The following is a 14,422-nucleotide window of genomic DNA, read 5'->3' as shown; positions in this document are numbered from 1 at the left end:
CAGTCCTAACTCCGCAACCCCGGCGCTTCTTGCCCGGTGCGGGCGACGTATTCGGTGTAGCCGCCGCCGTATTGGTGGATGCCGTCGGGGGTCAGCTCCAGCACGCGGTTGGAGAGTGCGGCGAGGAAATGCCGGTCGTGCGAGACGAACAGCATGGTGCCCTCGAACTCTGAGAGCGCATTGATCAGCATCTCCTTGGTGGCGAGATCGAGATGGTTGGTCGGCTCGTCCAGCACCAGAAAGTTCGGCGGGTCGAACAGCATCTTGGCCATCACGAGGCGCGCCTTCTCGCCGCCTGACAGCACCCGGCACCGCTTCTCGACATCGTCGCCGGAGAAGCCGAAGCAGCCGGCGAGCGCACGCAAGCTACCCTGCCCGGCTTGCGGAAACGCATCCTCCAGCGACTGGAACACGGTGCGCTCGCCGTCGAGCAGGTCCATCGCGTGCTGGGCGAAATAGCCCATCTTGACGCTGCCGCCGATCGCGACCGACCCGTCATCCGGTTCTGCCGAGCCGGCGACCAGCTTCAACAGCGTCGACTTGCCGGCGCCGTTGACGCCCATCACGCACCAGCGCTCCCTGCGGCGGATCATGAAGTCGAGCCCGTCATAGATCCGCTTGCTGCCATAGGCCTTGTGCACGTTCTTCAGGCTGGCGACGTCTTCGCCGGAGCGCGGCGCCGGCTGGAATTCGAACGCCACCGTCTGCCGCCGCCGCGGCGGCTCGACCCGCTCGATCTTGTCGAGCTTCTTCACCCGGCTCTGCACCTGCGCCGCGTGCGAGGCGCGCGCCTTGAAGCGCTCGATGAACTTGATCTCCTTGGCGAGCATCGCCTGCTGGCGCTCGAACTGCGCCTGCTGTTGCTTGTCGGACAGCGCGCGCTGCTGCTCGTAGAACTCGTAGTCGCCGGAATAGGTGGTGAGCTGGCCGGCGTCGATCTCGACCACCTTGTTGATGATGCGGTTGATGAACTCGCGGTCGTGCGAGGTCATCAGCAGCGCGCCCTCGTAGCCCTTCAAGAACTGCTCGAGCCAGATCAGGCTTTCGAGATCGAGATGGTTGCTCGGCTCGTCGAGCAACATCACGTCCGGTCGCATCAGAAGGATGCGCGCCAGCGCCACCCGCATCTTCCAGCCGCCGGAGAGCTTGCCGACGTCGCCGTCCATCATCTCCTGGCTGAAGCCGAGACCCGACAGCGCCTCGCGCGCACGGCCGTCGAGCGCGTAGCCGTCCAGTTCCTCGAAACGGTGCTGCACCTCGCCATAGCGCGCGATGATGTCGTCCATCTCGTCGGCCTTGCCGGGGTCGGCCATCGCGGCCTCGAGTTCCCGGAGCTCGGCCGCGACCACGCTGACCGGCCCTGCCCCGTCCATCACCTCGGCGACCGCGCTGCGGCCACTCATTTCGCCGACGTCCTGGCTGAAATAGCCGATCGAGATGCCGCGATCGACCGAGACCTGGCCCTCGTCGGGGATTTCCTGGCCGGAGATCATCCGGAACAGCGTGGTTTTGCCGGCGCCGTTGGGGCCGACAAGGCCGATCTTCTCGCCCTTCTGGAGCGCCGCGGAGGCTTCGATGAAGAGGATCTGGTGGCCGACTTGCTTGGAGACGTTATCGAGGCGGATCATGCGAATGCTTGAGCAAAACAGGGATTTGCGGGCCTCTTAGTCGATCCCGAGCGCGGGTGGAAGGGTATTCCCTGCGTTTCGCGTCATGCCCGCATGCAGGCGTCTTATTGCCAAGCGAATGTGACGGGGAATACTTCGCAAATCGATCTTCTGGGGTATTCCATGCAAACCTGGCTTCTTTATCTGCTCGCGCTCGGCGCAGGCATCAGCGTCGCCGTTCAGCAGGTCCTGAACGGCAATCTGCGCTCCGCCCTGAACTCGCCGGCCTGGGCCGGCTTCGTCAGCTATCTCGGCGGGCTCGCGACGATGGCCGTCGTGCTGGTGGCATCGCGCGAGCCGGTGCCGTCATGGAAGCTGGTGACGGCTGTGCCGTGGTGGGCCTGGAGCGGCGGCATTCTGGGCGGCGTGTTCATCCTGCTGATGATCCTGCTGCTGCCATCGCTGGGCGCCGCGACCCTGCTGGCGCTGGTGGTCGGCGGCCAGATGCTGGCCGGCATCACCATGGATCATTTCGGCGTCTTCGGGCTGCCGGCGCATCCTGTGTCGGTTTCACGACTGGCCGGCATCGCGCTGGTGATCGGCGGTGTTCTCCTGATCAAGGACTGAGGACTTCGGGCCGCCTCAGACGGTCCGCATCAGCCTGAGCGTTGCGCCGAGGCGGAGGCTGCGCTTGCCGGCCAGCGCGATGCCCTCGAGTTCCGCGCGGTCGCCCGCGCAGGCGCCGCTGAAGCCGATGCCGACCTCATGGCCGCCGAACACCGGGTTCTCGCCCTTGGCCGGGGTGTGCTCCTGATTGAGGATCTCGCCCTTCCAGCGGCCGTCCGCGGAGGAATACGAGCCGAGATAGTAGAAGAACGCGTCGCCGCCGAGGATGCGGCCGTCCAGCAGCAGCATGACGCCGGAGAGGCCGGCATCGACACCGTCGAGCACGCGGAGGTGGATCGAATAGAGGCCGTTGACGATGCCGCCAGGACCTACCGTGCCGCGCGGCGGCAGGGCCTCGTCGTCGAGCGGCGCCAGATTGGCCCAGAACACGCCGCCCGGCATCGCATCCGACGCGCCCTCGAACAGGATGGTCGAGCCCTCGGTCCGGCCGCGCACCTTGATGACGGTGACGTCGGCGCCCATCAGCGGCTTGTAATGGGGATCGTCATTGTGACGCTCGGTGATCACCTCGGCGGTAAGTTGGCCGCCGCCGGTTTCCTGATAGGTGCCGAGATGGGCGAAGGCCGAATTGCCACCCAGCAACCTGCCGTCATGCATGCACATGATGCTGCGGCCGAACGCCCCGTTGATGCCGTACTCGACCTTGTAAAGTCCGTTCAGCAACGCATGAAATCCAAAAATAAAATGTGTCCCCGAGCGACATAGCATCGGCGCCATGCCTCGGCCATTAGGTCTTTTGGCGCAGTCATCTCCGCAATCTCCGGGAGTGGACACCGGCCGATTCGTCGCTTAGCTGTAGGCCCCGCCCGCACCTCGTGCTGCGTCATGCGGGACCGACCATCCTGTGCAATTTGCGTCAAATGCTCGCGCGCCCGCTAACGCCACGGCGATGCGCGTCCGGCTCTCATGACAGGCTTCGAGGAGCACCACATGACCACTCGTTTTCGCCTGGCAGTTGCCGCGACCCTGCTGCTCGGCAGCAGCGGCGCCGCACTGGCGCAGGCCTTGCCCGATTACATGGCGCCGATCTCAGGCAAGACCTCATCGACGCCGGCCGACGTCGCCACCAAGGACGTGCTCGCGCTCAACACCGGCATGTTCGAGCTGTATGGCGACGCGGCCAGGATTTTCCAGAAGAACGTCCTCGACAAGCATCCGGTGATCCTCGGCCTGTTCTCCGGCGCCGGCGGCCGCCTGATCCTGTACCGGCCGGGCAAGCCGCCGACCGAGGCGCCGCAGGTGCCGATCGTCTATCAGCTGCTCAAGTCGGTCGGCCACAGCACGATGGCACTGGCCGAGGTGGTCGGCCCTTACGTCGACAATGCCGACGACAAGGCGTGGCGCGGCTCGATGGCGGCCTACCGCAGCCGGATGCAGTCGGCGCTCGACGGGCTCGACAAGACGCCGATGCAGGCCGACTGGCGCGACAACAACCGCGCCATCCTGCAGAACAACCTCGCCTTCATGGATGAATGCCTGTCCGCCGGCGCGATACCGTTCGCCAAGCTGCAGGCGTTCGGCAAGAAGCAGGCGCCGCTGCTCGCCAAGAACGTCGCCTGGGCGGCGCAGACCCAGGTCGCGCACTGGATGACCGTGATGGCCGACTGGAAGGCGCAGCTCGGCGCCGACTGGGACAAGACCTATGGCGCGAGCAACACCATCTATGTGGCGCGGCAGAACAACGTGATCTTCAGCGTGCTGGCGCAGTTCTTCGGGCCCGACGCCATGAACGACCGCCTGATGCTGATCGAGACCATCAACTTCACCACCACGCCGCAGGACATGCTGGAGTCGCTGACGCGGATCATCGCCGACCGCTCGGTCGGCGCGCTGTTCTTCGGCAGCTACCATCTGATGGATTACGAACTGATGGGCGGCGACGCGCGCGAGGCGATCATCGCCGAGACCAAGAAGCGCGGCATGGCCACGTTCCTGCCGCCAATGGTGCCGTTCGGCTCCAAGCAGTGGCCGGCGTTGATCACGCCCGGTCCCGGGCCGGCGACGATCGCCGATCTGCAGTGAGGCGGCGGATTCCGCCTATCGTAGCGTTGCGAATCATGGCGGCTTGACCGCTAGCTTGCGGCGTGTGTCGCGCCTCCCGGTAAACCCGGGCGCGACATGCGACTGAGAGCGTTGATGAGGGATCTGGGCATGCGGCCTTCGCGACGCGAATTCGTGAAGTGGTTGTCGGCGGGCGGCATCTCGGTCAGCCTGTCGCAGCTCGCCGTTGCCAAGGACTTGGCCAAGGACCTCGCCAAGCAGCCGGCGTTCGCGACCCGGGAGACGCTGCCCGGGCGCGGCCAGTTCAATCCGGCCGCAGCCGGCGCCGGCCGCGTCGATGGCGTCGCAAAAGTCACCGGCGCAAAGCTCTACGTCTCAGATTTCCGTGCCGCCGACATGCCGGGCTGGCCGGCGACCACCTCGCACGCCATCCTGGTACGCGCCAACGACGCGACGCATGTCTATGCCGGCATGGACCTCGCCCGGCTCGACGACGTGGCGAAACCGTCGGTGATCGTCACGGCTGATGATCTCGACTGGATCGGCGCGCGGGTGCCGGAGTTCTACACCGGCGACCTGTTCTGCCCGATCGGCAAGACCCCGATCTATCTCGGCCAGCCGGTCGCGCTGTTGATCTTCGAGACCTTCGACGCCTACGACCGGGCGCGCTTCGCGCTGCGCGACGGCACCTTCGTCAAGGTCGGCGACGAGACCGGCCCGGTCACCCTGCCGAACTACGGGGCCTACCGCTTCACCCGCGTGGCCGGCGCCACGCTAGAGGCGCCCGACGTCTACTCTCCGATCATGGCCGGCTGGGTGTCGCCGAGCCGGATCCAGAACGCGCCGCTGCCGGTCTGGCTGCCGCTCGCCAAGGACACCAAGCCCGACTACGCCAAGGCGGCCACCTATGGCGAAGCGATCCGCGCCCAGCTTGCAAAGGACGATCCGTCGCAGCTCGTGCTCGACCGCGAGTTCGAGACCCAGTCGGTCGATCCGATGTTCCTCGAGCCGGAAAGCGGGCTCGCCTGGTACGACGGCAAAAGCGGCAATCTCGAGCTGGTGCTCGGTGTGCAGTCGCCCTATGAGGCGATCGAGTCGATCGCGCATCTGCTCGGTAAGGCGCGCGCGCCGTTCAGGCCCACGCATATCAACGCGCAGTTCGCCCATGTCGGCGGCGGCTTTGGCGGCCGCGACCATACCCCGTTCATCCTCTATGTCGCGCTGTGCGCGATGTTCTTGCCGGGGAAGCCGGTGCGGCTGGCGCACGACCGCTACCAGCAGTTCCAGGCCGGCATCAAGCGCCACCCGTTCAAGATGCGCTCGCGGATCGGGATCGATCGCAAGAGCGGCAAGATCACCGCGTTCGCCGCCGACCATGTGCTCGACGGCGGCGGGCTTGCCAATTTCTCCGCCAATGTCGCGACCGTCGGCGCAACCGCCGCGATCGGCATCTACGACGTCCCGAAGGTCGACGTCACCACGGTTGCCTTGCACTCGCGCGGCGTCACTGCGGGTTCGATGCGCGGCTACGGCACGCTGCAGACCATGACCGCGCTCGAGGTGCTGATCGACGAAGCATGCGATGAGCTCAAGGCCGATCCGATCGCGTTCCGCCGCAACAACGCACTGAAGCAAAACGGCCGGACCATGACCGGCAATCCCTACATCGTGTCAGTGCGCACGCCGGAAATCCTCGACAAGCTCGAGCAGCATCCGATCTGGCAGCAGCGCGGCAAATTCAAGCAGAGCGCATCCGCCGAGCGGCTGATCGGCACCGGGGTCGCCTGCGTCACCAAGGATTATGGCGCCGGCGCGGATTGCTCGCTCGGCCGCGTCGAGCTCGATCCCGAGGGGCGGATCGCGATCTATTGCGATCATGTCGAGATGGGCAACGGCATCGGCACCGCGCTCGCCAACCGCGTCGCCGGCCATCTCGGCGCCATCGCCGACGAGGTCGCGGTCTCCCGCGTCGACAGCTACGACGCGCTCGGGCTGGTCAGCTCGGGCGATCCCTACACGATGGACCAGAAGACCCAGGATCTCGCCGAGAAGAATCCGCGCTGGGTGCCGGCGATCAGCTCGCCGACCAGCGCCTCGATCGGCGCCCATGTCGGCACCCATTCGTCGGCCGAGGCGGCCCGCATCATCTACCGTTTCGGCCTGTGGCCGGCGGCTCTTGAGCTCTGGCGCATTGCAAAGACTGATCCTCGTGCCAAGCAATGGGACAAGGCGCGCTGGAAGGACGGCCAGCTCACACTCGACGATCTCGCCCCGCTGCCGCTCGCCAAACTCGCCGCGACCGCGCATGCCCGCAACCTCGTCACCGGCGCGATCGCACACAGTTTTTCACGCTGGGCCTGGTCGCGGGCGCGCTTCCCGCTGTTCGGCGAGCAGTACCGCGCCGAGATCGACGCGCTGGCGATCCGCCGCGGCCGCAGCGCGTTCGAGCGGATCGACCGGGTCAGCGTGAAATTTCCGCCGACCGACAACAACCGGATTGGCACCGCCTATACCTCGATGTGCGGCACGCTGGTCCGCGTCGAGATCGAGCGCGCCAGTGGAACGTTGCGCATCGCAAAGGCCTACAGCGTGTTCGAATGCGGCCAGGCGCTGGTGCCCGAGGTGGTGCTGGGGCAGTCGCATGGCGGCTTTGCCATGGGCGTCGGCTACGCGCTGCTGGAAACGCTGCCGCCGTACGAAGGCGGCCCCGGCAACGGGCAATGGAATCTCGGCCAGTATCTGGTCGCGCGCGGCTCCGACCTGCCGCTGCGCGATCTCGAGATCGAGATGCTGCCGCCGCTGACGCCGGACGAGCCGCCCAAGGGCATGGCCGAGGTGGTGATGATCCCGATCGTGCCGGCGCTGCTCAACGCCATCTATGACGCCACCGGCCACCGATTCCGCTCGCTGCCAGTGACCTCAAGCCTGCTCAAGGGAGCGCTGACGTGACGACGCTCAGCCTGACCATCAATGGCCGCAAGCACGGCCCGTTCGAGGTCCGCGACGACCTCACCATGAACGATTTCCTGCGCGAGATGCTCGGCATGACCGGCACCAAGTTCGGCTGCGGCGCCGCGCAGTGCCTGAGCTGCGCCATCATCGTCGATAACCCCGACGGCACCAGCTACACCAGCCCGACCTGCATCGTCTCCGCCGTGACCTTTCACGACAAGACGATCCGCACCGTCGAGGGACACGCCAAGGACGGCGAGCTCTCCACCCTGCAAAAGGCCTTCATCGCCCACTTCGCCTTCCAGTGCGGCTACTGCACGGCGGGCTTCCTCAACGAGGGCCAGGTGCTGCTCGAACGGCTGGCGCGCACGCCGGTGCCGCGCGACGAGCTCGAGCAGACCATCGCGGATGCGCTCGATGGCCATCTCTGCCGCTGCACCGGCTACATCAAGTACCACGAGGCGGTGCGCGACGTGATCCTCGCCGACGCCCAGCGCTATCTGATCGCCAACAAATGAGCGCGCGCGTGACGATGTCGGAAACCACGTCTCGGATCATCGCGGTGGTGACGGCGCTCATGACCAGCCTGTGCGCGGGCTACGCGGCGTCGCAGACCGCAAGCCACGCCCTCGCCTCACCGGACAGCTTTGCGTCGATCGAGAACGTCGAGAAGCGGTCGGCGGCGATCTTCACCGAGCTCGGCAGGGTGCTGACCCATCCGCGCTGCACCAACTGCCATCCCGCCGGCGACAGCCCGCGGCAGGGCGATGTCAGCCGCATCCACCAGCCGCCGGTGACGCGCGGCGCCGACGGCCACGGCATCGAGGCGATGCGCTGCGCGACTTGCCACCAGCACGGCAATTTCGAACCCGGCCGCGTCCCCGGCCATCCGGAATGGCATCTGGCGCCGCGCGAGATGGCGTGGGGCGGCAAGTCGATCGGCGAGATCTGCGAGCAGATCAAGGATCCCGCGCGCAACGGCGGCCGCAAGGTCGAGGCTCTGATCGAGCATATCGGCAAGGATACGCTGGTGGGCTGGGCCTGGCATCCCGGCTTCGGCCGCGCCCCCGCGCCCGGCACTCAGGACCAAGCCGGCGCGCTGGTCGAGGCCTGGGTCAAGACCGGCGCGGCCTGCCCTGCACCGTAAGCGCGGCCGCTCAGGTTTTGCACATTTCGGAATATTGGAAGAATACCCCTGACTTGCCCGACGTGTCAAGCGGCCTGGTCGACAGCGGCCTGGTCGAACGCCGGCCGCAGGCTACTTTGCATGGGGTTGTTTTTCGGCATTTTGGTAGCGCCCCTTGCGACGGCCTGCAAGCGGGCCAATTCCCCATGCGCCATGCACTGTCTGGTGCGAGGGCGTACAGGTCAGGAAGGCACCACCGGATGGGTTCCCTCCCCCCTTGCGGGGTCCGAGGCGAGCGGAGCTCGCTCTCGAGGTTAGGGAGAGGGGTAAGCCGCGCGGGCGGTGTTTGTGGCTTACCCCTCTCTCCAACTCTCCCCGCAAGGGGGAGCGAGCCCTCCCACCTCCCGTGCAGCCTCAAGCAAGATCGGCTGAGTGATGAGTGAGATGTGTGCATGCGCCTAATGCCGCTTGAAATACTGCACGTCGCGCTCGTGCTTCTCGGCCGCGGCGCGCGATTTGAAGGTGCCGAGATTACGGCGCTTGCCGGTCTTCGGATTGACCTTGCGGGAATACAGCCGGTACTCGCCGGAACGCAGCTTGCGGATCATGACATCGCCTCGCCTTGCCTTTCGCGAGGTCAACGGCGTGCCGCGGCGAGCGTTCCTCTCGGCTAGGCGCGATGCACCGGCGGATAATATTGCGGCGCCTCGCGGCGATCGTACATTCCGTAGTCGCGCATGACCTCGAAAACGCGAAAATATTCGGTGGTCGGATCGGCGAACAGCTTGGCACCGAAGTCCAGACCGGATTGAACATCCGGCACGTCGACGAGATGCGCGAAACGGCCGTCGCGATACATGCTCGCGAAGGAATCGCGACGCCATTGCGTGGCGACCGGCGGATCGGGATTCGTCGACTCCGATGCAACGACGTATGTCGCCGGACGCCTCGTGGGGTCGTTGTAGGGCGTGCGCCGTTCGGGTTGCCAGATCGGGCCGCCCGGCCTTGCTTCATGGATCACCTGGGCGATCCGGATGCGATAGTCGGAGAAGACTTTCTCGCGACCGATCGTCTGCACCGCATGATGGCCCTCATCGACGCGCCACGCGGTCATGGATCCCTCGTCCTGCCAGATCTGATAGGACAGCAGCAGGTTCTTGCGGGTCAGGCTCCGGAAGCGCTCGATGAAGAGGCAGCCGCCCATGGCGTCCAGCGCCGGCTTCAGCGAGGCCGCAAGGCTCATGTAGCGGTCGATGTGGCCGTCCTTTATCTCGACTTCGAAGAACTGGGAGATCATCAAGGTTGCCCCGATGTTGCGACCGTCGCTTGCGCTTGGCGTGAAAGGTCGAAGCTAGAACCGGAGTGTCCCGAAGGAAAGGGCCAGTTTCTTCCAGTTCAGGGAGACATGCTCGCCGGCAGTTCCGGAACTCTAGAAGCAGAGATTGGTCACCGGGTTGCCGCGCTTGTCCTTGATGACATAGGGACAGCGGGCGCGCTCCAGCGCCTTCTTGGCGTCCTCGTCGCCGAGCGCGGCGGCGCGCTCGTAATAGGCTTTTGCGGCATCGCTGTCCTTCGGTCCGCCGCGGCCGGCCTGGGCGAAGGCGCCCATCCGCTCCAGCGCGGCGGGATGGTTTTGCGCCGCGGCCTTCTCGAACAGCGCCCGCGCGGCGACGTCGTCCTGCGCACCGCCCTTGCCTTCCGCCAGCATCATGCCGAGCTGATATTGCGCCTCGGCGTTGGTCTCCGCGGCCTTGGCAAGCAGGTCGCGCGAGCGCGCCGGATCGGCCGCTGTGCTGCCGCCGAGCGCCGCCAGATTGCTGACGCCGCGCGGATTGCCGGCCTGCGCCGCACGCTCCAGCAGTTTTCGCGCCTGCGCCTCGTCCTTCGCCACGCCGCTGCCGGTGCCGTAGAGCACGCCGAGCTCGACCATCGCCGAAGTTGAGCCCTTGTCGGCCGCCTTGCGCCAGGCGGCGACCGCCTCCGCGGTCTGCTTGTTCGCGGCATAGGCGCGGCCGAGCTGGTACATCGCACGGCGCGACGATTTTGCGGCGACCGCGCAGTATTTGATCGCGGTCGCGATATCCGACGCCGCGATCTCGGCGACGCCCTTCACGTCGGCCGGCCGGTCGGGATCGGAGGGATCGGCCGCAACGCGATCGCACAAGACGAGGTCGGCCGATTGCGCGTGCGCAAGCGCCGGCGCGGCAAGTGCCGCGGCAACGATGATGACATGAAGGGCTCTGAACATGGGCGGCAGGTTGCGTCGTGCTGCGGGCAAATTCAAGACTCGAGCCCGGTCTCGCGCAGCACCGGCGCGACCGCTGATGATGCGAGATAGCGCAGCAGATGGTCCGCGGCGTCGGCGCGCTGCGAGCCGGTCATCCGGCCGGCGGAAAACACCGCCGGCGTCTGCAATTGCAGCGGAATCGGGCCGATCACCTCGATGCCGTCGACCTGCTTCAGCTCGCTGATCTGCTGAACCGCAAGATCGGCCTCGCCGCTGACGAGTTTTTCCGCGGTAAAGCCCTGCGGAATGATCACCGCGCGGGCGTTGATCGCGGCCGCAATCCCGAGCCGTTCAATCAGCTGCGCGAACAGGATGCCGCTGGCCCCGAGCCGCGAATAGGCGACTGCGCGCGCACCAAGCAGTGTCGCACGCAGCGCGGCCTCGGTCGCGATGTCCGGGTGCGCCGCCCCCGCCTTGACGGCAAGACCGACATAGGAGCGCGCGAGATCGACGGCGCCCTCGGGCGCAACGCGGCCTTCGCGGATCATCTCGTCCAGCCCCTCGCGGGTCAGGATCACGAGATCGGGCGCCTCGCCGCCGCGCAGGCGCTCGAGCAGCGCCAGCGTCGGCGCGAAATCGGCATCGATCCGGATGCCGCTCACGGCGTGATAGGCCGCGGCCAGCCGCGCGACCGCGCCCTTCAGCGCCAATGTCGAGAGCACGCGCACCGAATTGCCCATTACGCTCGCCGCATCAGCTTGAGCACAGCCGTGAGGCGGAGGCTGCGCTTGCCGGCGAACGCGGTGGCGTCGAGCACGGCTCCATCTTCGTCGTAGGTGCCGGCAAAACCGATGCCGACCTCGTGGCCGCCGAAGATCGGGTTCTCGCCCACCGCCGAGGTGTGCTCCTGGTTCAGGATCTGCCCCTTCCAGCGGCCGTTCGCCGAGGTGTAGCTGCCGAGATAGTAGAAGAACGCATCGCCGCCGAGGATGCGGCCGTTGTTGAGCAGCATCACGCCGGTGAGGCCGCCGTCGACCCCGTCGAGCATGCGGATGTGGATCGAATACAGCCCGTCGACGATGCCACCCTCGCCGACGCCGCGGGCGGCCGGGATCTCGTCTTCGGTGATCGGCGTCATCACCGACTGGAACGGCACGCCGGGCAATTCCTTCAGCTCGCCCTTGAAGCGCAGCAGCACGCCGTCCGGCCGTCCCTTCGCGATCAGGGTCGCGTCATCGGTGCCGGCCATCGCGCGGTAGTTCGGATCGGGGTTGTGACGGACGGTCTTGATCTCGGCCGCGACCCCGCCGCCCTCGATCTCATAGCTGCCGATATGGGCAAAGGCGGAGTTGCCGCCGAGCATCTTGCCGTTGCCGACATACATCACGCTGCGGCCGACATTGCCGCCCAGTTCGAACCGGACCTTGTAAAATCCCTCAAACAAGCGCCGTGTCCCCGCGGCAGCCAAAGATACCACCGTTGTCTAGCGCGGTTCATAACGCGGCGAAACCGCTTTCGGTGCGCCGGCACCGGCCAACGCTGTCATGAAAATGCAAGGGTCCGCCAAGGCGTGCTGCCCTGGCGGACCCGTTTTGCGTGAGCGAACGCCCGTCAGGGCATCCGGTGATGGCTTAGGCCGCGGCCTTCGCGCCGGTCGGGACCTCGGCGATGGTCTTCAGGATCTGCGAGGCGATCTGGTAGGGGTCGCCTTGCGAGTTCGGACGGCGGTCTTCCAGATAGCCCTTGTAGCCGTTGTTCATGAACGAGTGCGGCACGCGGATCGAGGCGCCGCGATCGGCCAGACCGTAGCTGAACTTGTTCCACGGCGCGGTCTCGTGCTTGCCGGTCAGACGCTTGTCGTTGTCCGGGCCGTAGACGGCGATGTGGTCCATGAGGTTCTTCTCGAAGGCCGCCATCAGCTTCTCGAAATATTCCTTGCCGCCGACTTCGCGCATGTACTTGGTCGAGAAGTTGGCGTGCATGCCCGAGCCGTTCCAGTCGGTGTCGCCGAGCGGCTTGCAGTGGAATTCGATGTCGATGCCATAGCTCTCGGTGAGGCGCAGCATCAGGTAGCGGGCCATCCACATCTGGTCGGCCGCGGTCTTGGAGCCCTTGCCGAAGATCTGGAATTCCCACTGGCCCTTGGCCACTTCGGCGTTGATGCCTTCGTGGTTGATGCCGGCGGCGAGGCAGAGGTTGAGGTGCTCTTCCACGATCTTGCGGGCGACGCTGCCGACGTTCTTGTAGCCGACGCCGGTGTAGTACGGGCCCTGCGGCGCCGGATAACCCTCCCCCGGGAAGCCGAGCGGACGGCCGTCCTTGTAGAAGAAGTATTCCTGCTCGAAGCCGAACCAAGCGCCGTCGTCATCCAGGATGGTGGCGCGCTTGTTGGACGAATGCGGCGTCTTGCCATCGGGCATCATGACTTCGCACATCACCAGCACGCCGTTCTCGCGCGCGGCGTCGGGATAGCAGGCGACCGGCTTCAGCACGCAGTCAGAGCTGTGGCCTTCAGCCTGCTGGGTGGACGAGCCGTCAAAGCCCCACAGCGGAAGCTGTTCGAGGGTCGGGAACGACGCGAATTCCTTGATCTGCGTCTTGCCGCGCAGGTTCGGCGTCGGCGTATATCCGTCGAGCCAGATATACTCGAGCTTGTACTTGGTCATTGAGCCTCTCTGTTGATGATGCAAAAAACCGCGAGGAAACCGAAAGCCAGTCGGTCGCCGCACGTACCCGGCCACCATCGGCCGGTTCCTATTAAGCAATTTGAATGCCAGTCGCTGCACTGCGGGACGCAGGCCGGCCGGAATGTCCACAGCTGCTTTTGAACTTTTTGCTGCGACATAGGCGCGCGGCTGGCATGCGCCGGCGCCGGCCAGAATCCGCTCACCGAGCGGTCCGCCGCCCGATTCTCCAGCAAATCCGGCGGCCAGCGCCCTCGCCGATTAAAGCTGCGGCAGCGCCATGTGACAGTTTGCGACTAGTCGGGCCGGGACCGGCAACCATCGTGGCAGCTCAAGCGTTGGTCAGCTGCATCCTGCCCCGCAGGATGCAAACCGGGATTTGCCTACGAATTAGACAGGTCGTGACTACTTATTGATCAACTTGCACCCCGTCGGAGCTCGGCCGATATCCAAACTCCGGTAACCACACGCGAAGGAGTCGGGCGCAGCATGGAGGCTCGCATTCCGGCCAAGGAGACTTTCAGATGATCACCACGGGCCAAAACCAGGGATCTGCCAAGATCTATCAATTCCCGGCCGGGGGCCGTGCGGCTCTCGGGGGACGGCGTTACGGCGATGCGCGCGCGGCGCTCGAGCTCGCAGCACAGGTCGAAACCAGCATCTGCAGCGAGAGCTGGTATCATCAGGCCGCGATCGACGACGCCAAGCCGGGCCGCGACCACTGATGCCGCAGCAACAGAGTCGCGCGACGCGGCGACATCAAACAGCGTCAGAATGGTAAGGAAGGGTCGGAACGCAACGTTTCGGCCCTTTTTTCATGTCAGCTCGCAGGCCGTGACCGGCTGCTTGCCGTGCTTCAGCCGGGCCTGACCGGTCCGGGTGATATCGAGGGTAACGCCGCTCCCGCTATAGCGCGTCCCCGTCAGCGACAGCCGCTTCCGCAGCGCCACCGCCTTGCCGTCGAGTTGCAGATGCGCGCGCGAATCCGCCCCCAGCAGCGCCACGAACTGCGTGCCGTCGGCGCAGCGATAATTCCGGAAGGCGGACTGCGCCGCCGCAACCGAGGAACCGGCGAAAAGAATTGCGCCGGCAACAATGGCGATCCCGCGATAAGTCATATTCTCCCCCTGACGCGCCC

At 65.9% G+C, this 14,422-nt stretch carries 15 protein-coding genes; 6 read left to right on the top strand and 9 right to left on the bottom strand.

Translation table 11 applies throughout. The features are described 5' to 3' along the window. Positions 1–5: 5 nt before the first annotated feature. Positions 6–1,628, bottom strand: coding sequence for an ABC-F family ATP-binding cassette domain-containing protein (locus XH93_RS19710; protein ID WP_194474820.1), 1,623 nt, complete (start codon positions 1,626–1,628; stop codon positions 6–8). Positions 1,629–1,790: 162 nt separating this feature from the next. Here XH93_RS19710 and XH93_RS19705 point away from each other — a divergent pair, with 162 nt between their 5' ends. Then, entirely contained in the window at positions 1,791–2,234 is a 444-nt protein-coding gene (locus tag XH93_RS19705; RefSeq protein WP_194474819.1) for a DMT family transporter, read from the top strand. Positions 2,235–2,249: 15 nt separating this feature from the next. Here XH93_RS19705 and XH93_RS19700 read toward each other — a convergent pair whose 3' ends face one another. Next, on the bottom strand, positions 2,250–2,957 hold the full coding sequence (locus XH93_RS19700) for a hypothetical protein (protein WP_194474818.1): 708 nt from the start codon (positions 2,955–2,957) through the stop codon (positions 2,250–2,252). Between the two features lie 267 nt (positions 2,958–3,224). Here XH93_RS19700 and XH93_RS19695 point away from each other — a divergent pair, with 267 nt between their 5' ends. The 4 genes from XH93_RS19695 (at position 3,225) to XH93_RS19680 (ending at position 8,394) form a co-directional block, all read left to right on the top strand. Next, positions 3,225–4,316, top strand: coding sequence for a hypothetical protein (locus tag XH93_RS19695; RefSeq protein WP_194474817.1), 1,092 nt, complete (start codon positions 3,225–3,227; stop codon positions 4,314–4,316). Between the two features lie 129 nt (positions 4,317–4,445). Next, positions 4,446–7,244, top strand: a complete 2,799-nt coding sequence (locus XH93_RS19690; RefSeq protein WP_194474816.1) for a xanthine dehydrogenase family protein molybdopterin-binding subunit — start codon at positions 4,446–4,448, stop codon at positions 7,242–7,244. After that, positions 7,241–7,765 carry a (2Fe-2S)-binding protein gene (locus tag XH93_RS19685; RefSeq protein ID WP_139484062.1) on the top strand — a complete coding sequence of 175 codons (525 nt, stop codon included), beginning with the start codon at positions 7,241–7,243 and terminating at the stop codon, positions 7,763–7,765. The genes XH93_RS19690 and XH93_RS19685 overlap by 4 nt, the downstream gene beginning before the upstream one ends. A gap of 14 nt (positions 7,766–7,779) precedes the next feature. After that, the gene (locus XH93_RS19680) at positions 7,780–8,394 is read left to right on the top strand and encodes an Isoquinoline 1-oxidoreductase subunit (RefSeq protein ID WP_246799719.1); all 615 of its coding nucleotides are present in this window, start codon (positions 7,780–7,782) and stop codon (positions 8,392–8,394) included. A gap of 437 nt (positions 8,395–8,831) precedes the next feature. On the opposite strand, the gene XH93_RS19675 is transcribed toward XH93_RS19680, so the two are convergent. The 6 genes from XH93_RS19675 to XH93_RS19650 form a co-directional block, all read right to left on the bottom strand. Next, positions 8,832–8,981 carry a hypothetical protein gene (locus XH93_RS19675; protein WP_016843021.1) on the bottom strand — a complete coding sequence of 50 codons (150 nt, stop codon included), beginning with the start codon at positions 8,979–8,981 and terminating at the stop codon, positions 8,832–8,834. Between the two features lie 62 nt (positions 8,982–9,043). After that, positions 9,044–9,670 carry an antibiotic biosynthesis monooxygenase gene (locus tag XH93_RS19670; protein ID WP_194474814.1) on the bottom strand — a complete coding sequence of 209 codons (627 nt, stop codon included), beginning with the start codon at positions 9,668–9,670 and terminating at the stop codon, positions 9,044–9,046. Between the two features lie 132 nt (positions 9,671–9,802). After that, on the bottom strand, positions 9,803–10,621 hold the full coding sequence (locus XH93_RS19665) for a tetratricopeptide repeat protein (RefSeq protein WP_194474813.1): 819 nt from the start codon (positions 10,619–10,621) through the stop codon (positions 9,803–9,805). 32 nt (positions 10,622–10,653) lie between these two features. Beyond that, positions 10,654–11,340 carry a substrate-binding domain-containing protein gene (locus tag XH93_RS19660; RefSeq protein ID WP_194474812.1) on the bottom strand — a complete coding sequence of 229 codons (687 nt, stop codon included), beginning with the start codon at positions 11,338–11,340 and terminating at the stop codon, positions 10,654–10,656. Beyond that, positions 11,340–12,044 carry a hypothetical protein gene (locus XH93_RS19655; RefSeq protein ID WP_194474811.1) on the bottom strand — a complete coding sequence of 235 codons (705 nt, stop codon included), beginning with the start codon at positions 12,042–12,044 and terminating at the stop codon, positions 11,340–11,342. Before XH93_RS19655 ends, XH93_RS19660 begins: the two co-directional genes overlap by 1 nt. A gap of 187 nt (positions 12,045–12,231) precedes the next feature. Further along, positions 12,232–13,266: a glutamine synthetase beta-grasp domain-containing protein gene (locus XH93_RS19650; RefSeq protein ID WP_139862213.1), complete on the bottom strand. Its 1,035-nt coding sequence runs from the start codon at positions 13,264–13,266 to the stop codon at positions 12,232–12,234. Positions 13,267–13,808: 542 nt separating this feature from the next. Between XH93_RS19650 and XH93_RS19645 the strand changes: the two genes are divergently transcribed. Continuing rightward, positions 13,809–14,009 (top strand): DUF2735 domain-containing protein, encoded by a 201-nt coding sequence (locus tag XH93_RS19645; protein WP_194474810.1) that lies wholly within the window; start codon positions 13,809–13,811, stop codon positions 14,007–14,009. Positions 14,010–14,099: 90 nt separating this feature from the next. Here XH93_RS19645 and XH93_RS19640 read toward each other — a convergent pair whose 3' ends face one another. Next, a complete protein-coding gene (locus XH93_RS19640; RefSeq protein WP_194474809.1) occupies positions 14,100–14,402 on the bottom strand; it encodes an MliC family protein in 303 nt (100 codons plus the stop codon). Positions 14,403–14,422: the final 20 nt, after the last annotated feature.

Source organism: Bradyrhizobium sp. CCBAU 51753, assembly GCF_015291565.1.
Taxonomy (GTDB): domain Bacteria; phylum Pseudomonadota; class Alphaproteobacteria; order Rhizobiales; family Xanthobacteraceae; genus Bradyrhizobium; species Bradyrhizobium ivorense.
Note: the sequence above shows the minus strand (reverse complement) of the source record. Positions and strands in the feature narration are given on the sequence as shown.

Bases quoted from the DNA above. Each gene is read 5' to 3' on its own strand.
- XH93_RS19710 (WP_194474820.1), bottom strand. From the start codon at position 1,628: ATGATCCGCCTCGATAACGTCTCCAAGCAAGTCGGCCACCAGATCCTC.
- XH93_RS19705 (WP_194474819.1), top strand. From the start codon at position 1,791: ATGCAAACCTGGCTTCTTTATCTGCTCGCGCTCGGCGCAGGCATCAGC.
- XH93_RS19695 (WP_194474817.1), top strand. From the start codon at position 3,225: ATGACCACTCGTTTTCGCCTGGCAGTTGCCGCGACCCTGCTGCTCGGC.
- XH93_RS19690 (WP_194474816.1), top strand. From the start codon at position 4,446: ATGCGGCCTTCGCGACGCGAATTCGTGAAGTGGTTGTCGGCGGGCGGC.
- XH93_RS19680 (WP_246799719.1), top strand. From the start codon at position 7,780: ATGTCGGAAACCACGTCTCGGATCATCGCGGTGGTGACGGCGCTCATG.
- XH93_RS19675 (WP_016843021.1), bottom strand. From the start codon at position 8,981: ATGATCCGCAAGCTGCGTTCCGGCGAGTACCGGCTGTATTCCCGCAAG.
- XH93_RS19670 (WP_194474814.1), bottom strand. From the start codon at position 9,670: ATGATCTCCCAGTTCTTCGAAGTCGAGATAAAGGACGGCCACATCGAC.
- XH93_RS19665 (WP_194474813.1), bottom strand. From the start codon at position 10,621: ATGTTCAGAGCCCTTCATGTCATCATCGTTGCCGCGGCACTTGCCGCG.
- XH93_RS19660 (WP_194474812.1), bottom strand. From the start codon at position 11,340: ATGGGCAATTCGGTGCGCGTGCTCTCGACATTGGCGCTGAAGGGCGCG.
- XH93_RS19650 (WP_139862213.1), bottom strand. From the start codon at position 13,266: ATGACCAAGTACAAGCTCGAGTATATCTGGCTCGACGGATATACGCCG.
- XH93_RS19645 (WP_194474810.1), top strand. From the start codon at position 13,809: ATGATCACCACGGGCCAAAACCAGGGATCTGCCAAGATCTATCAATTC.
- XH93_RS19640 (WP_194474809.1), bottom strand. From the start codon at position 14,402: ATGACTTATCGCGGGATCGCCATTGTTGCCGGCGCAATTCTTTTCGCC.